The organism is Brevibacterium sp. UBA7493, from assembly GCF_002479565.1.
GTDB classification, from domain to species: domain Bacteria; phylum Actinomycetota; class Actinomycetes; order Actinomycetales; family Brevibacteriaceae; genus Brevibacterium; species Brevibacterium luteolum.
The window spans coordinates 61,381-85,204 of the sequence record NZ_DLOD01000014.1; the positions used below are offsets into that span (position 1 = coordinate 61,381).

The 23,824-nt window shown below is 67.9% G+C and carries 20 protein-coding genes; 14 read left to right on the forward strand and 6 right to left on the reverse strand.

Going from position 1 to position 23,824, the window contains the following annotated elements; all coding sequences use genetic code 11:
* The first annotated feature begins 60 nt into the window (after window positions 1-60).
* From B4E96_RS08330 to B4E96_RS08355, 6 genes are all read left to right on the forward strand, one after another.
* A complete protein-coding gene (locus tag B4E96_RS08330; protein ID WP_286957138.1) occupies window positions 61-306 on the forward strand; it encodes a hypothetical protein in 246 nt (81 codons plus the stop codon).
* The gene (locus B4E96_RS08335; protein WP_286957139.1) at window positions 306-1,199 is read left to right on the forward strand and encodes a hypothetical protein; all 894 of its coding nucleotides are present in this window, start codon (window positions 306-308) and stop codon (window positions 1,197-1,199) included. Before B4E96_RS08330 ends, B4E96_RS08335 begins: the two co-directional genes overlap by 1 nt.
* Window positions 1,196-1,423, forward strand: a complete 228-nt coding sequence (locus B4E96_RS08340) for a hypothetical protein (RefSeq protein ID WP_286957140.1) — start codon at window positions 1,196-1,198, stop codon at window positions 1,421-1,423. The genes B4E96_RS08335 and B4E96_RS08340 overlap by 4 nt, the downstream gene beginning before the upstream one ends.
* Before the next feature lie 31 nt (window positions 1,424-1,454).
* Window positions 1,455-2,663, forward strand: coding sequence for a DUF2637 domain-containing protein (locus tag B4E96_RS08345; RefSeq protein ID WP_286957141.1), 1,209 nt, complete (start codon window positions 1,455-1,457; stop codon window positions 2,661-2,663).
* A 101-nt stretch (window positions 2,664-2,764) separates the two neighbouring features.
* A complete protein-coding gene (locus B4E96_RS08350; RefSeq protein WP_286957142.1) occupies window positions 2,765-3,895 on the forward strand; it encodes a helix-turn-helix domain-containing protein in 1,131 nt (376 codons plus the stop codon).
* A 106-nt stretch (window positions 3,896-4,001) separates the two neighbouring features.
* Window positions 4,002-4,523, forward strand: a complete 522-nt coding sequence (locus B4E96_RS08355) for a sigma factor (protein WP_286957143.1) — start codon at window positions 4,002-4,004, stop codon at window positions 4,521-4,523.
* Between the two features lie 86 nt (window positions 4,524-4,609).
* Here the strand turns inward: B4E96_RS08355 and B4E96_RS08360 are convergent, their stop codons facing one another.
* Window positions 4,610-5,659: an LLM class flavin-dependent oxidoreductase gene (locus B4E96_RS08360; RefSeq protein WP_286957144.1), complete on the reverse strand. Its 1,050-nt coding sequence runs from the start codon at window positions 5,657-5,659 to the stop codon at window positions 4,610-4,612.
* Between the two features lie 116 nt (window positions 5,660-5,775).
* On the opposite strand from B4E96_RS08360, the gene B4E96_RS08365 reads away from it, so the two are divergent.
* From B4E96_RS08365 to B4E96_RS08380, 4 genes are all read left to right on the forward strand, one after another.
* Window positions 5,776-7,209 carry an MFS transporter gene (locus tag B4E96_RS08365; protein ID WP_286957145.1) on the forward strand — a complete coding sequence of 478 codons (1,434 nt, stop codon included), beginning with the start codon at window positions 5,776-5,778 and terminating at the stop codon, window positions 7,207-7,209.
* 60 nt (window positions 7,210-7,269) lie between these two features.
* Window positions 7,270-7,830 (forward strand): TetR/AcrR family transcriptional regulator, encoded by a 561-nt coding sequence (locus B4E96_RS08370; protein WP_286957146.1) that lies wholly within the window; start codon window positions 7,270-7,272, stop codon window positions 7,828-7,830.
* The gene (locus B4E96_RS08375) at window positions 7,827-8,783 is read left to right on the forward strand and encodes an EamA family transporter (protein ID WP_286957147.1); all 957 of its coding nucleotides are present in this window, start codon (window positions 7,827-7,829) and stop codon (window positions 8,781-8,783) included. Before B4E96_RS08370 ends, B4E96_RS08375 begins: the two co-directional genes overlap by 4 nt.
* A 162-nt stretch (window positions 8,784-8,945) precedes the next feature.
* Complete coding sequence (locus tag B4E96_RS08380; RefSeq protein ID WP_286957148.1) at window positions 8,946-9,281, forward strand: hypothetical protein; 336 nt, start codon at window positions 8,946-8,948, stop codon at window positions 9,279-9,281.
* 12 nt (window positions 9,282-9,293) lie between these two features.
* Here the strand turns inward: B4E96_RS08380 and B4E96_RS08385 are convergent, their stop codons facing one another.
* Entirely contained in the window at window positions 9,294-11,678 is a 2,385-nt protein-coding gene (locus tag B4E96_RS08385; protein ID WP_286957150.1) for a LuxR C-terminal-related transcriptional regulator, read from the reverse strand.
* Between the two features lie 313 nt (window positions 11,679-11,991).
* Between B4E96_RS08385 and B4E96_RS08390 the strand changes: the two genes are divergently transcribed.
* Window positions 11,992-15,933, forward strand: a complete 3,942-nt coding sequence (locus B4E96_RS08390; protein WP_286957151.1) for a DUF5979 domain-containing protein — start codon at window positions 11,992-11,994, stop codon at window positions 15,931-15,933.
* A gap of 165 nt (window positions 15,934-16,098) precedes the next feature.
* Here the strand turns inward: B4E96_RS08390 and B4E96_RS08395 are convergent, their stop codons facing one another.
* The gene (locus B4E96_RS08395; RefSeq protein WP_286957152.1) at window positions 16,099-17,385 is read right to left on the reverse strand and encodes a TRAP transporter substrate-binding protein; all 1,287 of its coding nucleotides are present in this window, start codon (window positions 17,383-17,385) and stop codon (window positions 16,099-16,101) included.
* Between the two features lie 246 nt (window positions 17,386-17,631).
* On the opposite strand from B4E96_RS08395, the gene B4E96_RS08400 reads away from it, so the two are divergent.
* Window positions 17,632-18,342, forward strand: coding sequence for a GntR family transcriptional regulator (locus B4E96_RS08400; protein WP_286957153.1), 711 nt, complete (start codon window positions 17,632-17,634; stop codon window positions 18,340-18,342).
* Between the two features lie 196 nt (window positions 18,343-18,538).
* Window positions 18,539-19,981 carry a dihydroxy-acid dehydratase gene (locus tag B4E96_RS08405; protein ID WP_286957154.1) on the forward strand — a complete coding sequence of 481 codons (1,443 nt, stop codon included), beginning with the start codon at window positions 18,539-18,541 and terminating at the stop codon, window positions 19,979-19,981.
* On the opposite strand, the gene B4E96_RS08410 is transcribed toward B4E96_RS08405, so the two are convergent.
* Complete coding sequence (locus B4E96_RS08410) at window positions 19,978-20,205, reverse strand: hypothetical protein (protein WP_286957155.1); 228 nt, start codon at window positions 20,203-20,205, stop codon at window positions 19,978-19,980. The genes B4E96_RS08405 and B4E96_RS08410 overlap by 4 nt on opposite strands.
* A gap of 379 nt (window positions 20,206-20,584) precedes the next feature.
* Between B4E96_RS08410 and B4E96_RS08415 the strand changes: the two genes are divergently transcribed.
* Window positions 20,585-21,760 carry an MFS transporter gene (locus B4E96_RS08415; protein WP_286957156.1) on the forward strand — a complete coding sequence of 392 codons (1,176 nt, stop codon included), beginning with the start codon at window positions 20,585-20,587 and terminating at the stop codon, window positions 21,758-21,760.
* Here the strand turns inward: B4E96_RS08415 and B4E96_RS08420 are convergent.
* Both B4E96_RS08420 and hisN read right to left on the reverse strand, forming a co-directional pair.
* Window positions 21,753-23,024: an aminotransferase class I/II-fold pyridoxal phosphate-dependent enzyme gene (locus B4E96_RS08420; protein WP_286957157.1), complete on the reverse strand. Its 1,272-nt coding sequence runs from the start codon at window positions 23,022-23,024 to the stop codon at window positions 21,753-21,755. The two genes, B4E96_RS08415 and B4E96_RS08420, sit on opposite strands and share 8 nt — an antisense overlap.
* Window positions 23,017-23,793, reverse strand: a complete 777-nt coding sequence (gene hisN, locus B4E96_RS08425; protein ID WP_286957158.1) for a histidinol-phosphatase — start codon at window positions 23,791-23,793, stop codon at window positions 23,017-23,019. Before hisN ends, B4E96_RS08420 begins: the two co-directional genes overlap by 8 nt.
* Window positions 23,794-23,824 lie beyond the last annotated feature (31 nt).

Genomic DNA, 23,824 nt, shown 5'->3' on the forward strand with positions numbered 1-23,824 from the left:
TATTCACTACACGACACGACATGCTTGTCGTGTAGTCATGTGGTGACTATCGTAGCGACCATGAGATACCAGGATGCACTCAGAGGCAACATCAAGGCGGAGCTTGGTCGATCGAATCGGAAGGCGAAGGAGGCTGCGGCGGCGATTGGACTCGCGCCCGGCGTGTTCTCGTCTCGGCTGAATGGACGTACCGAGTGGCGAGTGGGCGAGCTCATTCAGCTAGCGATTGCACTGCGGATTCCGTTCGACAGGCTTGTAGAAGGGGTCGACGAGGACCAGCGTGAGTCCGGTGAGGTGAGTGTCTGATGAGCACCGCTCTGGTCAGCTCGTTCACCGCTGCCGAGGCCCGGGAGTTTACGGAAGAGCTCAAAGGCGATTACGGAGCGCTCCGCTCGAAGATCGACGCGGCGTGGCGTGGTCGCATTTGGACTGCTCTGGGGTACGTGTCCTGGCAGGACTATCTCGATGCTGAGTTTGTCGACGTGTCACTTAGACCCCCGAAAGAGCTTGAAGAGCAGGTCATCACTGAGCTGCGGGCTGCCGGGATGAGTATCCGAGGAATTGCTGCCGCGACTGAATTCAGTGAGGCAACCGTCCGGCGGCGGCTTGACCAGGCAACTGCGTCAAATGACGCAGTTGATCGAGTCATCGGTCTCGACGGGCGTGAGCGGCCAGCAAGGATGCCGGAGAAGGCAACTGGAGCTCGGACGGTCACTCCGGAGCGATCTGGGCCGGAGATCCTCGACGCGGAGATCATCGAGGAACCGGACACGTCCAACGGTCAGCTGACCGGGGGTGACCGCCTGGCCGGCGACCTCGGGATTGAGCCGGTCACGGTGGACATGACCGGTCACCAGGGACTGAGCCGACACCAGATCAACCGCCTGATCACGGAGCTGCACACGAGCGGATCGGCGCCCTTGCCGGTCGCGAAGAAGCGCGCCAAGACGCTGGAGCTGGCGCTGTCGTCCGGTCACGTCGATCCGGCCGGACTCGACACTGACCGGCTGGACGACCTCGCGGTCGAGGTCGCGGACACGATGGCGGTCCTGTCCGACCTGTTGGCGGTCATGGCCGGACACGAGTCCGGTCAGGTGACCGCTGCGTTGGGCAACCCGGACACTCTCGGGTCGGTCGAGAAGACGGCCACGAACCTCAGCGCAGTCACTCACGGTAACGCCAGGAGGGCGCGAGCATGAGCGCGAACAAGACGCCCAAGAAGCCCAAGACCGGCCGCGACGAGGCGGCACCGGCCCTGCCGGAAGCACCGACGCGAGTCATCCGCGTGAGCCGGCAGAAGGTGCGAGACGAGGTGTTCCGACACGACTGGAACTCGATCTCGGACACGGAACGAGCAGCGCGTGTGGCCGCGATCAGTGCGGCCGCGATGCCCGAGGGTCCGACGATTGGCCCCACCCGATGACCACGCGCGAGACAAGGCGAGGTGACGAGCAGTGACCGCAGAAACGACTCGCTGGGTGAGCAGTGAACAGACCGCCGGGGCGGGCGAGCCTGTATCCATCCCGCAGGCCGATGACGGCCGAGGAAGCACGGTGGCCCCGCTCCCGGGGAGGAGCGAGGCCACCACTACCGGAACGGGCGATGCAAGAGGTATTTCGATCACCGATCACGGTACGGGCAACGCTACCGGAGAAGACGTGCCGTCGTCACTGCGGATAACGAAGACCTCCCGGATCAACCCGGATGATCCACGGTTCATCCGCACGATCACCGCTGGTGTCGCCTTCGCTGGGCTGGTCGCTTTCGCAATCAGCTTCGTCGCGCTGATGGAGGTCGCGGCGTGGCTGGGGCTGCCGGAATGGATGCACTGGTCAGTCCCTGCGTTCATCGATACCGGCATCCTCGTGTACGCCGGATCGGTGCTGATCCACAAGGCCCGAGGGGAGAGGACGTGGCTGTCGTGGCTGATGCTCGGGGTGTTCACGGGCCTGTCGATCGTGGCGAACACCGCCCACTCCCTCGCGTACGGCGACACGACGGGAGAGTCGTGGCAGCCGGTTGTTGGCGCGGTGATCGCGGGCATGGTGCCGGTGGCGGTGTTCACCGCGACCGAGCAGCTCTCGCGTGTGGCGGTGGAGGATCCGATCTCCCGGCGACGAGAGCTGCAGGCGGAAGCCGAGTGGCATGCCGAGCAGGCCGATCGGGAGCGCAACCGGCTGGAGAGGGAAACTCGGCAGGAGCGGGCGGCCCAGGACGCCGCGATCGCGCGTGAGGAGCACGAGACCAGGCTGGCGGTGCTGCGTGCACAGCGTGACGTGCGGGTGGAACAGGCTGCGGTCCTCGCTGCTGAGGGGAAGTTCGAACTGCCCACGGTTTCTCGTCCTCTGCACCTGGTGACTGCGCAGGAGACACATGGTGCCAAGTCCTCCACAGAAGCGAGCGGGGGCGCTCGGCGGGCACGTCCGGGGAGGACCTCGAGGAGGTGGCTGCGTTCGTCGCTCAGCGCACCGCGGTTGGTGAGGACACGAGCGGGGCGGACCTTGGACGTGAGTTCGGGTTCAGCGACAAGACCGGTCGGCGGCGGCTGGCGAAGCTGCGCGAGGAACGTCCGGACGTGTTCATCGAAGCCCCGGCCGACGACGGTGCGGTCGGGGCAGGGCAGAGGGAGTCGTGATGATCGACGGACAGTTCGACCTGCTTGACGAGCTCCTGGAGCTGGTCGAGGGCCAGGATCCGGAACAGGTCCGGAGGGACGTCGAGGACCAGCGTCCTCGTAGCGAGAAGGACGAGAGGAGGACTGGTCGTGGCGACTGACATGTTGACGTGGGCGAGACGGCAGGTGTTCGAGCCGATGAACCTGTCGAGCTCGGAACGGTTCGTACTGCTCCTGTTGGCCGATAACTCGTCATGGGATGAGGAGACGGGCCGCTGGTACGCCTTCCCCTTCCAGAAGACACTGGCGCGGGAGTCCGGGCTCTCGGAGCGGACCGTGAAGCGGGCGATCAGCCGGCTGCTGGAATTGGGATTGATCAGCACCGAGCGTCGTAAGCGGGTATCGGGCTTCATCGCTGGCAACGGGTACGTGTTCCACCCGGAAGTGGTCGCGGAGCCGATTGCGAGGACCGTCGATGACGCTGTCGAGGCGGTCGAGGAGCGGAAACCGGGGCCTGGATTCTCAAGTGGGGTCACAGTGTCCTCCCTTGAGATTGCAGGAGGGGACACAGTGGCACCTCCTGTGGTGGCAGGAGGGGACACCATGACCCCTGACCCACACGATCCGCATGATCCCAGGAGGGGACACAGTGTCCTCTCGGGTCCCCAGGGGACACCATGTCCCCTCGGAGGGGACACAGTGGCACTTCCCACGCGCGCGAATAGGGAGGACGTGCGCGCGCGTCTTAACCGTCATAGTGAATCGTCATCTTCTTCCACGGGTGCGGCGGCGGCAGGAGCCGTCTATGACGAAGACGACGATCAGAGCTCATCGCAGCCGAACCCAACCACCCACGAGACCAGGCGGGCTGCCGACGACGAGGCACGGGCGGAGCTGGGGCGTTGGCGAGGGGTGGACCTCGGTGTGCTGGGTGCGCAGGTGGTCGAAGCCACCGGCCTTGAGTCCGGTCGTGACGAGCTGGTGTGGCTGGTCGACGCGATCCTCGCGCGGTCACGTCGCCAGGTCGGCCGTCCGGCGAGCTTCGTGCGCACCGCAATCACCAATGATCCGGCAGGCACCCGCGCAGAGCTGTTGGCCCGGTTTGGGGCGACCCCGGCCGCGGTCGAGGGGTCGGCTGGTGGGGTGCAGCGGAAGAAGTCACCTCCGTGCCCGATCCCGGAGCACGCGGAGCAGGGACTGCTGAAGGTGAACTGTCCGGCGTGCCGGGGGATCTGGGAAGACCCCTTCCCCGCGGTGATCAAGCGGAGCGTGTTCGAATAGCTCGGCGGTGTGGTGCAGGAGCGAGTGCTGCGCGCCGCCGGGGTGGAAATCCTCGACGACGAGAGGGCGACCGCCTGAGCGGGCGGACGCATTGGGGGAGCTGGCGATGCAAGAGGCAGAAGACCAGATGCTGAGGGCGGGCAGTGACGAGTCGCCGTTCACCGGGGAAGAACTGATGGCGGCCGTCGACCAGGCTCGCGTGAGAGTGATCACTCCAAAGCTCCGCGGTGTGGGACTGTCCCGGTGGGCTGATGACGTCGCCGGTGAGGTCGCGTTGTCGGCTTGGAAGTCCCGTGGGCGTTTCGACCCGAACCTGGGGGCGCTTCAGAGCTGGGTGAACCGGATCGCTCAGTACCGGAGCGCGGACCGGATCGAAGCGGAGTCGAAGCGCAACGGCGATCTGCTGGCGGAGCGGGACGGTGACGGGCTGTCAGTCGAGGAGCAGCTGGTACGGGCCGAGGGTGACCGGAGTGACCAGGTGGCTGACGTGGCAGAGACGGTCGCTGAACGGCTGGCGATCGAAGAATGGCTGCGACCGATCATGTTCACCGCGGCACGGGTGATGGACCCCACGGCGTTCGTGCACGGGCTGCACACGCACATGTTGTTGGGACTGCCGCACGGATAGGTGACAGTCGGGGTGTCAGGCCGCGAGGGCCGCGGTGGGGTTCATGATGGTCTCGTATTCGATGGGGGTCAATCGGCTCAGGCGAGTCAGTCGATCGTGTCTCCCTGGACCGGGCCTTCGCGGTTCGACGCCCAGCCCAGTGCCGGGGCGACGTGCTGCGCGAAGGAGTGGAGCAGGCGTGCGTTCAAGTCGACGCCCAGCTGCGAGGGGATCGTGAGCATGAGGGTGTCCGCGCTCATGACGGCCGCGTCGTTCTTCAGCTCGTCGATGAGTTCGTCCGGCTCGCCCACGTATGTGCGGCCGAAGGTGGAACGGAACCCGTCGATGATGCCCACCTGATCCGAGCCCTGGCCCTGGCGCAGCTGATAGAACTGCTGATCTTCGGCGCTCACGACCGGGAAAACGCTGCGGCTCACGGACACGCGCGGCGTGTGTGCGTGTCCCGCGCTCGCCCACTCCCGGCGGTAGAGATCGATCTGCTCCGCCTGGAGGTCGCCGAACGCCTGTCCGGTCGCCTCTGTCAGCAGCGTCGAGCTCATGAGGTTGACGCCCTTCTGCGCCGCCCAGACCGCGGTGTCGCGGGAACCCGCACCCCACCACAGTCGCTCCTGGAGGCCGGGGGAATGGGGCTCGAGCGGCAGTTTCTGACCGGGCCCGAACTGCGCGGGATCTGCCGGCGCGATCGGTCGGCCGGAGATCGCCTCGAGCACTCGGTCGAAGGTCGCTCGTGCGATGTCGGCTCCGCGGGGATCTTCGGAGCCGGTGTAGCCGAAGGACTCCCACCCGCGCAGCGCGGGCTCGGGTGAGCCGCGGGACACGCCCAGCGCGATCCGGTTGTTCGCGATGAGGTCGAGCGCGGCGGCCTCCTCGGCGAAATAGAGGGGATTCTCGTAGCGCAGATCGATGACCCCGGTGCCCACCTCGAGGCGCTGGGTGCGTGCCGCGATCGCGGACAGCAGCGGGAACGGTGAGGCTGCCTGCCGCGCGAAGTGGTGGACGCGGAAGTACGCGCCGTTCACCCCGATCTCGTCCGCTGCGACCGAGAGGTCGATCGCCTGGGTGAGCATGTCGCGTGCGGTGTATCCGCTGGCGGGGGCTCCGTAGTGACCGAAGCTGAGGAATCCGAAGGCCTTCATGCCAGGTGAACGCCGGCAGTCGCAGACTGATTCCCCGTGAGTGTGCGACCCAGCCGCACCGAACGGACGATAAGCTCCGCATATGGGACTGACACACATGCAGGTGACGATGCCGCGTGCGTGATCCCCGGACTCCCTCGACGCCCGATGCTCCGCTGCCGGCCACGCCCTGGGCGGTCGTCGTCGCCCTGTCCTTCGCGGCGACCAGCGTGTCCTTCATGCAGACGCTCGTCGTCCCCATCCAGAACCACCTGCCGGAGCTCCTGGACTCGACCCGCAGCGCCACCGCGTGGGTCCTGACCGTCTCCCTCGTCGCCGCCGCCGTCACGACCCCGATATCCGGACGCCTCGCCGACCTGTGGGGCAAGCGCCGCGTCCTCCTCGCCCTCGTCGTCCTCCTCATCCTGGGCTCCCTCATCGCCGCGCTCGCGCCGGGACTCTGGTGGCTGCTGCTGGGACGCGCCCTCCAGGGCGTGAGCATGGGCGTCATCGCCGTGGGCATCTCCATCCTGGGCGACCTGCCGGACCGCCGCCTCAGCGTCACCGGCATCGCGTTCGTGAGCGCCAGCCTGGGCTTCGGCGGCGCACTGGGACTGCCGCTGGCCGCCTGGATCGTCCAGGTGGGCGACTGGAAGGCCCTCTTCTGGTCGACGGTCGGACTGGGCGTCGCCAATCTGCTCGTCGTCTGGTTCACCGTTCCCCGCTCGCCGGGCACGGGCCGCAGGGTGGACCTCCTGGGTGCGGCCGGCCTCGGTGTCGGCCTGTCCGGCATTCTCATCGCGGTCTCGCAGGGACCGCTCTGGGGCTGGACCTCGCCGTTGACCCTGGGCGTCGTCGGGGGAGGAGTCCTCGTGCTGGCCGGGTGGGTCCTCTTCGAGCTGAGGCTGGACGAGCCGATCGTCGACCTGCGCCAGTTCTCCCGCAGGCCGGTCCTGTTCACCAACCTGGGCGCCGTCGCGCTGGGATTCTCCTTCTTCGTCATGGAGGTCGCCTACCTCCAGATCCTGGAGCTGCCCGCGCACACTGAGGCCGGCCTGGGCCTGACCATGTTCGAGTCCAGCATGGCCTTGGTGCCGCCCTCGCTCGCCATGATGGCGGCCGCCCCCGTGGGTGCACGGATCACGAACCGCTACGGAGCCCGAGTCTCCACCTGCACCGGCGCCCTCGTGGGGGCCGCGGGCTACGGCCTCGTCCTGCTCTGGCAGGACGAGGTGTGGCACTTCATCCTCGCCGGCACCGTGTCCTGCGTGGGCGTGGCGGTCGCGTACGCGGCGATCCCCACGCTCATCATGGCGGAGGTCCCGCGCGAGGCGACGGGGTCCGCCGTGGGCGTCAACGCGCTCATGCGCAGCGTCGGCACCAGTTCCGGTGCGACGGTCACCGGCATGGTGCTCGCCTCCCGTGTCGTCATTGCCGACGGCGCCGAGGTCCCGGTCCTGTCCGCGTTCCTCACCACCTTCACCGCCGGAGCCGTCGCAGCGCTCGCCTGCGTCGTGCTGGTCTGGTTGTCGCAGGGCTCCGGTCGAGGAGAACGCGCCGCCGCCCGATGACAACGGCGCGAAAGTAGGTAGACTGGTCTACCTACTGACTGGCCGGCGAGTGGGGATGACATGGGTGCAGCGCGCGAACGACTGCTGGAGGCCGCGGCCAAGCGGTTCTACGACCGGGGGATCACCGCGACGGGGATCGACACGATCATCGCTGAGGCCGACGTCGCGAAGAAGAGCCTCTACAACAACTTCGCCTCCAAGGCAGACCTGGTGGATGCCTACATCGAGGAGCGGCACCAGGAGTGGCTCGAACTCCACGCCGTCCGTGCCGCCGCTGCGTCGACGGCGGCCGATCGTGTGCTGGCGGTCTTCGACGCATACCTGGACCACGCGAACGGCGCCTACGAGTTCGGCTTCCGCGGTTGTGGGCTCCTCAATGCGGCCGCAGAGCTCCCCTCCGGTGCGCCCGGGCGTGCGGCGGTTCGACGGCACAAAGAGCACGTCGAACGGATACTCGCAGACGACCTCGGCGCACTGACGGATCCGGATACCGCACGGGAGACGGCGGAGCACTTCAGCTTCCTGCTCGAGGGGGCCGTCGCCCGAGCGGGACTCGAGGGGACCTCGGACCGCCTGAAGCGGGCGCGCGGGATCGCTGCACGCATGATCACCGCGCTGTGAGCCGGACGTCTCTGTCCGGCGTCCTTGCCGTCCTCGTCGCAGCCGTCCTGTGGGGCACCACGGGGACTGCGGCGACTTTCGCCCCGGGCGTGGGTCCGCTGGCGATGGGAGCGGCCGCCCTGGGCGTGGGCGGCCTCCTGCAGGGGCTCATCGCGGTTCCCGCGCTGCTGCGGGAGCGTGCGGCAGTGGGTCTGCACACGGGCACGATCCTCGCGGGCGCTGCAGGTGTCGCGATCTACCCGCTGGCGTTCTACAGCTCCATGCACCTGGCCGGGGTGGCGATCGGCACCGTCGTCTCGCTGGGGTCCGCCCCGATCGCGTCCGGCCTCCTCGAGATGGTGCTGGAGCGCAGGCGACCCAGCACGTGGTGGGTGCTCGCCGCGGTCCTGGGCATCGGAGGCAGTGCGGTGCTGTGCGTCGCGAAGATGCACTACGCGCCCGCAGACCTCATGCGCACGGCGGCGGGTGTGGGTCTGGGCCTGGTCGCCGGCGCCACGTACGCCCTCTACTCCTGGAGCGCGCACCGCCTCATGCAGCGGGGTGTGGGGCGCGCCGCCGCGATGGGCTCGATCTTCGGCCTGGGCGGACTGGCGCTCATGCCAGTCCTGGCGACCACCGGAGCACCGCTGTTCGCTTCGACGCAGGCGTTCACGGTGGGTGCCTACATGGCACTCGTGCCCATGTTCCTGGGCTACCTGGCATTCGGGTTCGGCCTCACCCGCGTCTCCGCCAGCACCGCGACGACTCTCACCCTCACCGAGCCGGCGGTCGCGGCCGTCCTGGCCGTGACGATCGTGGGCGAGCGGCTGCCGCTCATCGGTTGGGCCGGGATCGCCGCGATCTGCGTCTCCCTCCTGGTCCTCGCGGTCGCGCCTGCGACCCCGCCCGCCGGTGATCGGGCCGGTACGGCAGGTGTCGCACCCGGCCCAGGTGGGACGGTGGCGAGTCCATGACGAGCACGGCAGTCTGAGTGCATGAGCACCGCGGGCATCGTGCTCGCGTTCTCCCTCGTGTCCTCCGTCGTCCAGCCCGTCTCCGGGGCGCTGGGCGACCGGTGGACGATGCGCTGGCTCATCCCCGTCAGCATCCTGTAGGCCGGGGCGGGGATCGCGGCGGTGGGCGTCGTCGACTCGTTCTGGTTCACCGCGATCGCGGCATCCGTGTCCGGCGTGGGCGTCGCCGCCTACCACCCGGCCGGTGCCGGCAGGGCGCGGGAGATCAGCGACGGCGAGCACGTCCTCATGTCGTGGTTCTCCCTGGGCGGGAACCTGGGCTTCGCGCTGGCGCCCCTGGTCGTCGCCGAGACCATCGGGGCGCTGGGTCTGCGAGCCAGCCCGCTGCTCCTGATCCCCCGGCCGGTGGCGGGGCGCTTCATCGCGCTCGCCTCCGTCGTCCTCTACGCGCTGCCGGCGCTCGCGTGGATCATGCTGGTGGGACTGCGGGACCCGTGAGGACGGTGGGACTCAGAGGCCGTACTGGCGGGCGGTGGCCAGCGCCTCCTCGAGCGACCCGGATTCCAGTTTGCGGTAGAGGCTGCGAACCTGCGATCGCACCGTGTTCTCCGACCGCATCTGCTGCTGCGCGATCTCCGCGCGGGTGAGCCCCTGACGCAGGGCGTCGAGGACGTCCGCTTCGCGCGGAGTGAGCACGGGGCGGCGGCGCTCCGCGACGAAGTGGGCGGGTATCTGGCGCAGCCGGTCCTGGGGCACCGGGTCGAGGCGCTGCAGGTGCTCTTCCGCAAGGGCGCCGTGGAGGCGCAGGAGCACGAGGTCGGGGAGTTCTCCCCGGCCGTGGGCCACCTCGGTGACCAGGTGGTCGATGATGTCCTCCCGGTCGTGACGGCCCAGGATCGCCTGCAGCTGCAGGGCGAGGTTCCGCCAGCGCGTGCCGGTCGTCTCGACGCGGGCACGCGTGAGGAGTGACGCGGCGCGGTCGGCGTCACCCATCAGCAGTGCGCGATGGGATCGCAGGACCGCCAGCGGGGCGAAGCCCGTCATCGCGTCGTCCTCCGCCTCCACGTCGAGCGGCAGCAGTGCCCCGTCGGTCGCGGCAGCGTGCTCGATGAGCCCCAGCAGCTGCCGCGCCAGCGGCATCGTGGCCGGATGCGCGTACTCGTACCGCACCCGGTGCGCCAGCGACAGGGCCTTCTCCGGCTCACCGTGGGCCAGATCCCGCAGCGCCAAGGTATACGCGTGGATCTGCCACGTCTCGTCCTGATCGGGCTCCGCCGGAAGCGTCCGGAGGATGTCATCCGCGCGGGGGAGGTCCAGCTCCGTCAGCGCCACCAATGCGCGGGCGAGGACGGCGGACCGACCCACGGTGGCCCGGCCCCAGCCCACGCGGTCGATCGACTGCGCATGCATCTCGATCCAGTGGCGCGCCTCCTCCGTGTCGCCGCGCAGCGCGCTGATGACGGCCAGCTTCGAGCTGCAGTCCGCCAGCAGGAACATGCGGTCCGTGCCGTCGACGCGGCGGTAGCCCTCCAGGCTGGCCTTGTACGCGCCGGCCAGGTCGCCCGCGAACTCCAGCGCGACTCCAGCGTGGAGATGGAGGATGCTCGCCAGCTGCGGACTGATCCGACGCGTGGTCTCGACACGCCGGGTCGCTGCCAGCAACCGGCGGGCGGCGTCCGCCGCATGCAGGTCGTGACCCATGATCCGCAGGTATCCGACCTCGACGAGGCCGTACGACAGTGCCTGGATCCCCGGTTCGCGGTACAGCGCGGTCATACGCGTGCGGATGCGCTGCGCGGCGGCGTCGTGGGCGTACTCCACGGAACCGTCGGGCAGGATGAAGTTCATCCCCTGGGGGCCCGCCCCCGCGAGGATGTACAGCGCCGCCGTGCCGAAGTCCCCCAGCAGGTGGTTCAGCATCCGTCTGGGGATCATCTCCAGGGCTTTCCGGAGGGTCCGGGCGTCCGAGGTGAACAGGTCCGCCCAGCGCTCTTCCAGCAGGCGTGCCAGCACGCCCCACTGGCGCGAGGCCCACGCACGGCTGATCGCCGGCAGTGCGCCCTCCGCATCCGCGACCGCCTCGATGGCCTTGGGCGCCAGTTCCGCGGACAGGGCGGCATCGTTGCGGTGGACGAGTTCCTTCATCCCGGACCGGATGAGGTCCGGCATGATGAGGCCCCCGTCTCCGTCGTCCACCAGCAGGCCGACCTCCTCGAAGGTCGACAGCGACGGGGCCCGGCCGTGCACTTCGTCGAAGTACACCTCGAGCGTGTGGTCCGTGATCGGCTCGAGGTAGGCGGCCTTCGCCATGTTCCAGCCCTCATCGATGCGCTCGATCCAGTGCGCCAGCGACGGCATGAGCGCTGTGAGGGCAGGGGTCGACGCTGCACCGTCCTGCGCGAGGGCATAGGCGGGGTCCAGCCAGCCTCCCGTCTGCTGGTGCACCTGCTGGGCGGGGAGGCCGGCCGCGTCTCCGGACGGGGTGAGCGAGGCGATCTCATCGGGCGTCAGCAGCAGATCGGAGACCTCCTCCTGTGCCCAGTCGACCAGCGCGAGCGATCCCCAGTCCAGGTCGAGGGAGTCGATGATGACGGCGACCCGCGACGGAGGGGCCGTGGGAGTGGCGGGGTCGGGTGACAGCACTGCGAGCGCCTGCGCGAGGGTGGATGCCGTCGTGAAGCCGGTGTGGGGCGGGGGGATGGTCTCGTCCGTCACGAAGACGACCGGGACGTCCTGCTGCTGGGACCAGGAACGGGCGAACCAGAGGCGTCCGGTGCCGTGGGGTGCGTGGATGACGAGGACCGTCTCCGTGCCGCGGAGCCGGGCGGAGAACCGTTCCCGGGAGGGGTGCGGGTGCGAGGCGATGTAGGAGGGCGGCACGCTGCGAACGATCACAGACGGCGCTCCCTCCTTCTTCGGAATGCGAACGGACCTCGCACTGAGATACGATCGTACTAGGTGGAATCAGCTTCGCCTCAGGGGGTGAATTCCAGGGTGAATCATCCGCTGGATTCCCAGGAAACGCTCAGTTCGTGCGCATGCGATCACTAGTCTCATGCCGTCGCTCCTGGTGACGGCAGCGCTGCGGATCACGCTTCGGTCGTCTCTCGACACGGGGCGCACAGTGCTGGGTCCCCCTGGGAGTCGAGACCCGAACCCCGCGATCGCCGGAAGCGCAGTCGCTCGTGCACGAATCGGAAGGAAATCCATGTCTCCACGTCCACCCGTACCCCGGGCGGCGCTCGCGCGACCCTGGGCTCTGCTGTTGACGCTGCTGCTGGCGCTCAGCTCCCTGCTGGTGCCCCAGCAGGCCTTCGCGAACGGCAGCGAGCCCTCGGACGGCAGCCCGATCGTCTTCACCGACATCAGCTTCGAGAACGACGCGTTCGCCAGCGGCACGCAGCAGCGGCTCAATGTCGAGTGGAAGATCGAGGACCGGGCGCAGAACCCCGTCCGCGTCGAGCTGGCGCTGCCGGCAGGACTCTCCGCGAGCAACGACCGCTTCGGTCTGGCCGGGCCCGACGGCGAGACCGCCGGTGAGTGCACCGTCCAGAACAACACGATCACGTGCACCGCTGATGAGGACTTCATCAACGCGAACCCGTACGAAGTCTCCGGTGACTTCTTCCTCCGGGTGACCGTGACGGAGAACAACAAGGAGACGGTCGAGCGCACGTTCGACATCGGCGGGTTCGACAACACCGTGACCCTGCACCGCAACGTCAACTGGTGCACGGAGGACTGCACGTCCGGCCAGCAGCGGCCCGGCAAGCGGGGCTGGTACGACAACATCAACGACCGGATCGTCTGGACCGTGGGCCTGCCCGCGGGGGATCAGGGCATGAAGGCCGGCGAGACGGTCACTGTCACGGACATTATGGACGAGGACGACTACACCCTGCTGCGCGAGGGCGCATACCCGCGCGTGCTCGAGGCGAAGTCGAAGTCGTACAACTCGTGGGGTCGCGAGGGCCTGGACTACCGGACGATGGATGCCGGGAAGGTGCAGTGGAGCGATGACTACCGCACTGCGACCTTCACGACCGAGTCCGGCCTGGGCTCCGACTACTCGCGCGGTTCCTGCGACGTGGTCGACGGCATCAAGTCCGACTGCACCCGCGGCACCGACGGCACCTTCTACGAAGTGCAGTGGCACGTCGAGGTGAACACGCCCGGCGACCTCCAGCCCAACGGCGACCGCCTCTTCTACAACGGCGCGGAGTACACCATCGCGGGTGAGAAGAAGACGATCGAGAAGGTCCAGACGCGTCGCCAGACCGGTGGCGGCAACATCGTGGGCCGCAACTTCGGCAAGTTCCAGGTGACGAAGGAGCTCCAGGGCGACACGACCCTCAACCCCCAGTTCGAGGTGACGTACAGCTACCAGGAGAAGGGCCAGGAGAGGAAGACCGTCACGAAGACGTTCCGCGCCGGCGACACTTTCACCAGCGAGGAGATCTTCCGCGACACCACCGTCACGATCGAGGAGATCAAGCCGACGGACCCGGACAACGTCACGTGGGACGACCCGGTCTCCACCGATGAGTTCGGCGACCCCGTCACGGAACTGACCTTCAGCGTCGAGAACGGGAACCTGGGGAACATCACGAAGCTGAAGCTCACCAACCGGGCGATGCTGGAGCGGGGGAGCTTCAAGGCCGCGAAGGCGATCGAGAACCCGGACGACGTCCCGCTGTCGGACGACCTGGAGTACACGCTCGCGTACAGCTACCCGGCGAACGGGGAAAAGGGCTTCCCGGCGGGTTCCGGCACGCTCACGCTGCCGGCCGACGGCACCGTCGTGGAGAGCGGGAAGCTCCCCGTGGGCGCAGAGCTGACGCTCGAGGAGATCAACTTGCCGCAGGTCCCGGGCGGCACGTGGGAGCAGCCCACGCTATCGCAGGACACGCTCACCATCGGTGAGGACGAGGTCGTGACGGTCGACGTGACGAACACGATCACGCAGGACCTGGGCAGCTTCCAGGTCACGAAGTCGACCTCGGGTGACGGCCAGGAGCTCATCCCGGAGGGCACGGAGTTCACCGTGACCTACAGCTACGAGGGCATCCATGGCTTCGACGGCGGCTCCGGTGAGCTGACCGTCAAGGCGGGCGAGACCTCCGCACCCAGCGCGGACATCCCCGCGGGCGCCACGGTGACCCTCGAAGAGCTCAACCCGGTGGACCCGGAGGGCGGCACGTGGGGCGATCCGCAGTTCAGCGAGACGACCTTCACGATCCAGAAGGACCAGGTCATCACGATCGACCTGGACAACCCGATCACCTTGAACGAGGGCACCTTCTCCGTCACCAAGGCGGTCGAGGGCGATGCAGCTCATCTCGTGGGCGAGGACGTCGCGTTCACGGTGGACTACGACTACACGCTGCCGGAGGGACTCTCCGCGGACCCCGCAACGGGATCCGGGACGCTGACCGTCCTGAACGACGGCCAGTCCGTCACCGCTGATCCGCTGCCGTACGGCACGGAGGTGGCCCTGTCCGAGGTCGAGCCCGGCCCGATCGCCGCGGCGACGTGGACCGGTTCCGAGTTCGACCACTCCACCTTCACGATCGGTGACGAGACCAGCTTCGCGGTGACGCTCACGAACTCGATCGAACTGGACCTGGGCGCGTTCAGCGTGCAGAAGTCCGTGACCGGCAACGGCGCGCACCTGGTGGGCGAGGGCACCGAGTTCACGGTGAACTGGTCGTACCCGGAGGGCGAGGGTTTCGAGGCCGACAGCGGAACGCTCACGGTCACCGCCGGAGGCGAGCCCGTCACGGTGTCGGACCTGCCCACCGGCGCCCAGGTGACCCTCGAGGAGGAGATGCCGTCGAACCCCGAGGGCGGCACCTACACGGGCGCGTCCTGGGATCCGGGCAACACGCTCACGATCGGCAAGGACACGACCGCTGAGATCGGACTGGAGAACACGATCGAGCTCAACACCGGCGACTTCTCCGTCGTCAAGGTGCTGGACGGCTCGGGCGCCGGCCTGATCTCCGAGGACGCTACGTTCACGGTCGACTACGAGTACGAGTCCGGCCCCGGTTTCGAGGCCGGTTCCGGGCAGCTCCAGCTGAACGCAGACGGCGAGCCCGTCTCCAGCGGTCCGCTTCCCTACGGCGCAGAGGTCCACCTGAGCGAGGCGACTCCGGTCGATGTCGAGGGCGCGACCTGGTCCTCGTACGAGTTCAGCCCGTCCGTCGTCACGATCGGTGACGGCAAGACTGCCGAGGTGACGCTCACGAACACCTTCGGCCTGAACGACGGCTACTTCTCCGTCTCGAAGGCGCTCGAGGGACCGGGCTCCGGCCTGGTGCCCGCGGACACCGAGTTTGTCGTGGAGTACTCGTACCCGGCCGGCAACGGCTTCGAGGCCGGCAGTGGCTCGCTGACGGTCAAGGCCGATGGCGAGGCCGTCACCTCTGAGGCTCTGCCGTACGGTGCGGTCGTGACGCTGGCGGAGGTGGAGCCCGTGAAGATCGAGGGTGGCACGTGGGTGGACTTCGCGTTCTCCACGGACACGCTCACGATCGGCGACGGGACGACCGTCGAGGTGTTGCTGACGAACACGCACGACCTCAACGGCGGACACTTCTCCATCCTCAAGGTCCTCGAGGGGTCGGGTACCGCGCTGGTGGACCCGCTGACCGAGTTCACCGTGGAGTACTCGTACCCGGCCGGCAACGGCTTCGAGGCCGGCAGCGGTGAGCTGACGGTCCGGGCCGACGGCACCGTCGTCACCAGCGACGCCCTGCCGTTCGGGGCTGAGGTCACGCTCGCGGAGGTCGCGCCCGTCGCGATCGAGGGCGGGACGTGGTCGGGCCACGAGTTCTCGAAGGACACCTTCTCGATCGGTGACAGGACGACCGTCGAGGTCACCCTCACCAACACGATCGAGGCGGACATTCCGGAGGAGGAGCCCTGCACCCCGGGCGACGACACCACCCCGGGTGACGACGACGGCTCGAGCGACGAGTGCGCACCGGGAGAGGAGGGGAAGCAGGACGACGACGCGGGCAAGGGCGGCGACGGGACTCTCCCGCGCACCGGAACCTCGGTCATCGGAGCGCTCCTGGCGGGCATGACGCTCCTGGCACTGGGTGTGCTGCTGAGCGCTCGCGCGTCGCGTCGCACGAAGGCCTGACCGGCTCCGGCTGTGACGGGCGGGGTCTGCACCCAGGGCCCGCCCGTCACGCCGGTTCAGCATGAGGAAGGGGATCCGATCACCGATCGGATCCCCTTCCTCATCCCCTCAGGGAGTCATCCCCTCTGGGCTTGACACATCTCAGGGCTTCACGCCACGCGACCGTCAGGCCCCCGGACGGTGGGGGAGTGCCGCCTCCTGGAAGAGCTGCTCCGCGATCGCGTCGAAGTCGATGTCCTCCTCCACGTACCAGTCGTTCATGTCCTCGTAGCCGCCGCCGTCCTCGATCCCGGCCTCGGCGACGATCCCCTGCCACTTCTCGACGGCCTCGGCCGTGCGCGCGCGGACGTCCGTGCCGATGATTCCCGATTCCTGGATCTCCTCGAAGAGCGCATCGTTGGTCTCGCCGATCTTCTTGTCCGTGTCCTCCGCCATCGGGCTGATCTCACCGCCGGCCTCCACCAGCTGGACCATCGAGCGGGCATGGCCCTCCGCGATGACCGCATTGCTGTCCGCGAAACCGTCCATCTGCGAGTCGAAGATGATCTGCTGGTAGGCCAGCGGCAGCTTCTTGAATCCGGTGCCGGCCAGGTTCGCACCCGCGGATCGGCCGGAGAGGCTGTTCTTCTCCGATGTGTAGGCCACGTGCTTGCCCACCTCGAACAGCCCGCTCTCCTCCGAGGGGAGGGTCTGGGCGAACGTGCAGTCGACCGTCCCGCGCTGCAGCGCCTCGAACACCTCGACGTACTCCATCGAGACGGGGGAGGCGCCCATGGCCGTCACCTGGTTCTCGTGCGCCACGCTCGCCACACGGATCTGACGACCCTTCATGTCGTCCAGCGACGTGCCCTCGTCCGCGCAGACGGACACGTACGAGCCGGTGCTGATCATGGGGGTGAGCGGAACGAGTCCCTGCTCCTCGTAGTTGTCCAGCAGCTCCTGCGAGTTCCACGCGAGGTCCACCAGTGCGGCGTTGCCCACCATCTCGCCCACGACGGGGGAGTTGGGCATGCCGGCCGTCGCGGTGGCGAGCGCGTTGAACTGCGGATGCTCCGTGGGGTTGTAGATGGGCAGGGCGTAGCAGACGTCGACGCGACCGTCCTGCAGCGCATCGTCGATCTCCCCGTACCCGGCGATCGCCTGGCCCCAGACGACGTCGACGGTGATCTTCCCGCCGGAACGCTCCTCCACGTACTCCTTGAAGCCGTGGCCGTTGCGCGCGGAGACCGACTGCGGGGACTGCGCGCCGGCCTGATACGTGATCTCGACGGGCTCCAGATCCTCCAGGACTGCGTCGACCTCCTCCTGCGATGCGCCGAATTCGAACCCGTCGCCTCCGCCTGCACCTCCGCCGCCGGAGGACCCGGCGCTGCCGGCGCATCCGCTGGCGACCAGGCCGATCGCTGCGATCGCGGCGATCCCCGCGGTCCTCACTGTGTTCACTGCTGCCATGCTCGTCACTCTCCGTTGAGTCGTCCGCACCTTCATCGGGCCGGCGGGCCGTGCCACTGTGCACGCTCGACAGTCACCCTGTCCCCGCCTCGGAAGACAGTAGCAACGGATCAAGCGAAAATCGAGATCAATTTCAACTCCGTGACCGGGCTGAGATCCGGACCGTGGCAGGGCTCCGGCCTCCGTGCGACTACTGTGGTGCGACAGACGAACAGGGTGCGACGGGCGACCACTGGAGGGGAGCGCATGGAGACGGGATCGGTCTACGACCGGATCAGGGAGAAGATCGTGCGCAACGACCTGCGCCCCGGGACCAAGATCAACATCGACGCGCTGGTGCGCGAACTGGGCGTGTCCCAGACCCCGGTGCGCGAGGCGCTCCACCACCTCGAGGGCGACGGGCTGGTCGAGCGCGTCAAGGGTCGCGGGTACTCCACCACCGCACTGCTGGACGCCATCGAGTTCCGGCACATGTTCGAGGTGCGGATGCTCCTGGAGCCGTGGTCCGCGCGCGTCCTGTCCTCCGACCGCATGACGAACCCCGGTGGCGACCTGGTGCGCCAGGTGGACGACTTCCGTGCCAGCGGGCAGGTCTCCCGCACCCACCTGGCGATGCACGATGAGCTGTTCCACAAGACGATCCAGCAGGCCACCGGGAACTCGTTCCTCTTCGCCGCGTTCGAGAGCCTCCACGCGCAGCTGCATCTCTTCCGCCTCTACGGCGATGACATCGAGGGCTCCCGGACGCTGGGGGAGCACTTCGACGTGACGCTCGACGAGCACCGGGATATCGCCCGTGCTGTCGCAGAGTGTCGTCCGGACGACGCAGAGGCCGCGATGCGCCTCCACCTGGAGAACTCCCTGCAGCGCTTCGCGCCCCAGATGTCCGGCGGAGCCGCACCCGGCACGACGGTGGCCGGCGTGCCCTCTGGGCGGATCCGTGGCCGTCTCCTCTGACGGAACCGGACTGGACCCGACCCCGCCGGGAGCTGGGCGGGCCGGTCACGCGCGGCGGCCTCGGGCGCGTCCGCAGTGCCCGCAGACATACCTGTGTGCGGGGGCCCATTCGGCTCCCACGTCGTATAGGATCACGGTGTTCTGTATGCGATGCGGCGGGCGCGGCCCCGTCCGCCCCTCACCGAAGGTGGTAGCGATGTCATCGGAGACATTGTCAGCTCCCGACGAGTCGCCCGTCGCCGGAGTGCACGCCTACCCGGGCACCCACACCCGCGGCTACAACCCGGACGGCTTCCCCGGCAGTGCGGTCGCCGGCGATGACGCGGACGGCATCGCCCGCGCGGACGACGGGTTCGTCCCGCTGCGGTGGCGGTCGCAGGAGTGGTTCGACAACCCCAATGAGCCGGACTCCACGATCCTCATACTGGAGCGCTACCTCAACTACGGGCTCAGCCAGGAGGAGTTGCAGTCGGGCAGGCCGATCATCGGCATCGCCCAGACCGGCAGCGACTTGGTGCCGTGCAACCGCCACCACATCGAGCTGGCGAAGCGCGTGCGCGAGGGAATCCGCGAGGCCGGCGGCATCTGCTTCGAGTTCCCCGTCCACCCCATCCAGGAGACGGGCAAGCGCCCCACCGCTGCGCTGGACCGCAATCTCCAGTACCTGGGCCTCGTCGAGACCCTCCACGGCTACCCGCTGGACGGGGTCGTCCTCACGACCGGCTGCGACAAGACGACGCCGGCGCTGCTCATGGCCGCCGCGACCGTCGACATCCCCGCGATCGTCCTGTCCGGCGGACCCATGCTCAACGGCTGGTACAAGGGCCGCCGCGTGGGCACCGGCACGATCGACTGGGAGGCGCGCGATCTGTTCGCCGCCGGGAAGATCGACAAGAACGAGTACTGGCAGATGGTCAAGCAGTCCTCGCCGTCGATCGGCCACTGCAACACGATGGGCACCGCCTCGACCATGAACGCGGTCGCGGAGGCTCTGGGCATGAGCCTGCCCGGCTGCTCCGCGATCCCCGCGCCCTACCAGGAGCGCCCCACGATCGCGTATCAGACCGGCCGCCAGATCGTGGAGATGGCGTACGCGGACCGCAAGCCGTCGGACGTCATGACGCGCGAGTCCTTCCTCAACGCGATCCGTGTGTGCTCGGAGATCGGCGGCTCGTCGAACGCGCCGTGGCATCTCATCGCGATCGCCCGTCACCTGGGCGTCGAGCTGGACCTGGACGACTGGCAGGAGCACGGGCACGAGGTGCCGCTGCTGGTCGACATGCAGCCGGCCGGCCGCTTCCTGGGCGAGGAGTTCTTCCGCGCCGGCGGCGTCCCCGCGGTCGTCAACGAGCTCATGAAGCAGGGTCTCCTCCACGAGGACGCGCTCACCGTCAACGGCCGCACGATCGGCGACAACTGCCGGGACACGACCGTGACGGACCGCGAGGTCATCCGCGACATCGGTGAGCCCCTCGTCGAGGCCGCCGGCTTCCAGGTCATGACCGGTTTCCCGCACCGATCGGCGTTTGGTGGCGGTTTGCCTCTGGTTCCGATCTGCGTGGCCCGTGTCTCAATAGGGTCGTCGAGTAATAGTACTACGACATTGTTTGATGCGCCTAGATGCTGTTACTCTCGCTAGAGAGCGTCGTGATGTCGTTCGTGGCCTCCAAAGATCAGCATCAACGAGGCAACTGTCGAGCCGATTGCGATTAGCCAGGTCCATCCGTCTACGCCGAAGCCGAAGATCGCGATCCAGGAGAAGATCGCGGTGCCGATGAGCGCGACGGGTAGGAGCCGGAGGGCGGTGGCGATGGCGAATAGGCCAGCGAGGCCGAGGACGAGGATTATTGCGATGTCCAACATGGCTGACTCCTTCGTCTAGGTACTTGGATTCTGAGAGTAGCTTCCGCCTCTGACGCAGCGGGGCCAATAGCTCGAAGGTGAGCAGTACGAGCACGGTGAGCATTGCGAATGCAGCGTCGAAGGCCGTCTGAAGTCGGTCCGTTAACCCGGAGGTCGAAGGTTCAAATCCTCCCCCCGCCACGAGAAAAGGCCCGCTGACCAGCAGAAATGCCAGGTCAGCGGGCTTTCTGCTCACTCAGAAAATGATCGGCTGCAGTGGTCAGCGGTGGCGTGCCTCGACCGTCCGGCAGGAGACGGACATCACGTGGAGTGCTGTGTGCACCGGCGGTCGTGGTGAGCCGATTGCACGCCGCTGACCGCTGGATGCAAGAATGACCTGGTGAAATCCTCCGCCGCCTACGTACTCGTCGTCATCGGCATCGTCGCCGCCGGCTTCAACCTGCGGCCCGGCGTCACCGGGCTCTCGCCGCTGCTTGACATGATGGCGCAGCCGCTGGGCTTGACCGCCGCATTCCTCGCCTTGATCGGGATGCTGCCCCCGCTCATCTTCGGCATCGCCGGATTCTTCACTCCGCGCCTGACGATCCGCTGGGGTGCTGTGAGCGTCATCAGCCTGGCGATGATTATCATCGCTGCCGGTCTGGCCATCCGGAGCGCCACCGGCTCACCGGTGGTCTTCCTGCTGCTCTCAGCGTTCGCGCTCATCGGCATGGGCATCGGCAACGTCGTCATCCCACCGCTGGTGAAGGGATTCTTCCCCACCCGGATCGGTCTGTTCTCGACCATCCACGTCGCAGCCCTGCAGTTCGGGACGTTCATCCCACCGGTGCTGGCGGTTCCGCTGGCGCAGGGACTGGGATGGCGGGGTTCACTGGCAGCGTGGTCGCTCGCCGCTGCCGTCCCCGCCGCGATCTGGCTGCTGCTGTGGATCCGGCGCGTCACCCCGGAAACCACGCCGAGCACGGCTGTGGTTTCGTCTGGCCGCTACCTGGAGCTCTTGGGCAGCAGCCGGGCGTGGGCGCTTATGCTCATGACCGGCATCACCTCGTTCAACAACTTCATCCTCTTCACGTGGCTGCCGCTGATCTTCGTGCGTGCCGGCCAGTCCGAGAGTTTCGGTGGGGCGATGCTCTCACTGGTCACCGCGATCCCGTTCCTCCTCGGACTGGTGCTGCCGATGTTCGCCGAACGCGTGCGCAGCCCGGTGGCTGTCGTCCTGGGATTCTCCGCCTGCCTGGCCGCCGGCTATCTTGGGCTGTGGCTGGCACCGGCTGCCGCACCAGTGCTGTGGACGGTGCTGCTGGGACTGGGGATCTCGACCTTCCCACTGGCGTTGACCCTCATCAGCCTGCGCTCCTCAAGTGCGGAGTCAGCCGCGGCCCTGTCCGGATTCGTCCAGGGGCTCGGCTACTGCCTGGCGGCCACCGGTCCGCTCATCTTCGGCTTCCTCGTCCAGTCCAACGTCGTCTGGCCGGCCTTCGCACTCGTCCTCGGCTCGGTCGCCGTCAAGGCCTTCGTCGCCGCACGCGCCTGCCAGCCCGGGGCGATCAGCTGAGCTTCTCGGCTGCTGACCGCACACGGCGTGCGGCCTCAGCGGTCTCCTCTTTGCTCTTGCAGAAGGAGTAGCGGATCGTCTGGGCGAAAGTCTCACGGGCCGGGGTGCCGGCTGCGCACAGCGAGGGTCCAGGGATCCCGGTGAAGCCGAACTCGCGGGTCAGCCGTTCGTTGAGGGCATAGGCGTCCTCATCGGTGGTGCCGGCGAAGTCGACGAGTGTGAAGTAACCGCCCTGCGGCTGGGAGACCCGCACACCGGGCAGCTGCTCGAATGCCGGCACGAGGATCTCCGAACGGGCAGCAAGACTCTGTGCTGAGCGGTGGGCGAAGTCCTCATGTTCGTTCAGGGCTGCAGCGACCGCCGGCTGGAAGGGTGCCCCGCCGGTGAAGCAGAAGTACTGCTTGACCGCCTGGATCGCTTCGCGCACCTCAGGTGCCGCGACCGTCCAGCCGATCTTCCAGCCGGTGATGTTGAAGCTCTTGCCAGCTGATGAGATCGACACCACCCGGGAGGGATCGTCGACGATGCTGGCCAGCGCCACGTGCGTGCGAGCGCCGAAGACGAGGTACTCGTAGACCTCGTCGGTGAGAATCCACGCGTCGTTGTCCACTGCGGCCTCGTAGATGCGGGTGAGCATCTCAGCGGTGAACACGAGCCCGGTCGGGTTGTGCGGGGTGTTGACGATGATCGCTGCCGTCTGCGGGCCGATGGTGCGTTCGAAGGCCTCCCAGTCAGGGGTGAAGCCGCCCTCGCCGTCCTCGATGAGCCCGACGGTGCGCAGCTTTCCGCCGGCCAGTGCGGTGGCGGCAGCGTAGGAGTCGTAGAAGGGCTCGAAGACGATGACCTCGCCGCCGCGGGGGACGAGGGCGACGATCGCGGCGCTGAGTCCCTCGGTTGCGCCGATGGTGATGAGCACCTCGTCAGCCGAGACGTCCTGTCCGTAGCAGCGGCGGCGCTGCTCGGCCACGGCGTCGATGAGCATACGGTGGCCCTGGCCTGGGGCGTACTGGTTGACTCCGGCGCGCATCGCCTCGGTCGCGGCGTCGATGAGGAAATCCGGCGTCGGGTCTCCCGGTGATCCCTGCCCGAGGTTGACCGCATCGTGCTGCCCGGCCAGGGTGGTCATCTGCCCGAAGATCGTCTCGCCGATCGACCCGTCGGCATTCACCAGCCCAGCCGCGGTGGCCATCTGGTGCCACGTCGGGGCCGCATACAGGTCGGGGTGGGCAGCGCCGCGGCTGCCGGACTGGGTGCCATCAGACATGGGTGAGAACCTCCGTGTGCAGTAGTCCGTTGGTGGCCAGGCCGTTGGCGCCGAAGGGCCCAGGCTGGCCGCCGAGATCGGTGAAGGAGCCGCCGGCTTCGGTGACGATCGGCACGAGCGCGGCCATATCGTAGAGTTCGAGCTCCGGTTCGCAGGCGACGTCGACGGTGCCTTCGGCGACCATCATGTACGACCAGAAGTCGCCGTAGGCCCGGGTGCGCCACACCTGGTCGGTCAGCGCGATGAACTTCTCGCGGTCCCGGTGGGAGGCCCATCCGGTCAGCGAGGAGTACGACAGAGACGCATCGGCGAGATCGCTCACCGTCGAGACCTGCAGGCGCTCAGGCTCGCCGCCGCCGAGACCAGCAGCCAGTGTGCGGTAGGCGCCGTGACCGGCGGCGGCATGCCAGCGCATCCCGAGGGCGGGGGCGCTGACGACACCGACGAGGGGTGTCTTGCCGTCGTAGAGGGCGATGAGGGTGGCGTAGACGGGCACTCCGCGCACGAAGTTCTTCGTCCCGTCGATCGGGTCGACGATCCAGCGCCGCGATGCCTGCCCGCGGCTGCCGAACTCCTCCCCGTAGAACGAATCGTCCGGCCGGTGCTCGGCGATCTTGGTGCGCAGCATCTGCTCGACAGCTTGATCGGCATCGGTGACCGGTGTCAGATCCGGCTTCGTCGAGACGTGGAAGTCATGCGTCCGGAAGCGCGGCAGGCTGATCGCATCGGCGGCATCGGCCAGGCGCAGCGCGAGTTCGAGATCGTCCATGGTGACACTGTAGCGGTGCCGCTGAGAGCAC

Excerpts from the sequence above, each read along its gene's own strand:
- B4E96_RS08330 (WP_286957138.1), top strand. The coding sequence starts at position 61 with ATGAGATACCAGGATGCACTCAGAGGCAACATCAAGGCGGAGCTTGGT.
- B4E96_RS08335 (WP_286957139.1), top strand. The coding sequence starts at position 306 with ATGAGCACCGCTCTGGTCAGCTCGTTCACCGCTGCCGAGGCCCGGGAG.
- B4E96_RS08340 (WP_286957140.1), top strand. The coding sequence starts at position 1,196 with ATGAGCGCGAACAAGACGCCCAAGAAGCCCAAGACCGGCCGCGACGAG.
- B4E96_RS08355 (WP_286957143.1), top strand. The coding sequence starts at position 4,002 with ATGCAAGAGGCAGAAGACCAGATGCTGAGGGCGGGCAGTGACGAGTCG.
- B4E96_RS08360 (WP_286957144.1), bottom strand. The coding sequence starts at position 5,659 with ATGAAGGCCTTCGGATTCCTCAGCTTCGGTCACTACGGAGCCCCCGCC.
- B4E96_RS08370 (WP_286957146.1), top strand. The coding sequence starts at position 7,270 with ATGGGTGCAGCGCGCGAACGACTGCTGGAGGCCGCGGCCAAGCGGTTC.
- B4E96_RS08390 (WP_286957151.1), top strand. The coding sequence starts at position 11,992 with ATGTCTCCACGTCCACCCGTACCCCGGGCGGCGCTCGCGCGACCCTGG.
- B4E96_RS08395 (WP_286957152.1), bottom strand. The coding sequence starts at position 17,385 with ATGGCAGCAGTGAACACAGTGAGGACCGCGGGGATCGCCGCGATCGCA.
- B4E96_RS08400 (WP_286957153.1), top strand. The coding sequence starts at position 17,632 with ATGGAGACGGGATCGGTCTACGACCGGATCAGGGAGAAGATCGTGCGC.
- B4E96_RS08405 (WP_286957154.1), top strand. The coding sequence starts at position 18,539 with ATGTCATCGGAGACATTGTCAGCTCCCGACGAGTCGCCCGTCGCCGGA.
- B4E96_RS08410 (WP_286957155.1), bottom strand. The coding sequence starts at position 20,205 with ATGTTGGACATCGCAATAATCCTCGTCCTCGGCCTCGCTGGCCTATTC.
- B4E96_RS08420 (WP_286957157.1), bottom strand. The coding sequence starts at position 23,024 with ATGTCTGATGGCACCCAGTCCGGCAGCCGCGGCGCTGCCCACCCCGAC.
- hisN (WP_286957158.1), bottom strand. The coding sequence starts at position 23,793 with ATGGACGATCTCGAACTCGCGCTGCGCCTGGCCGATGCCGCCGATGCG.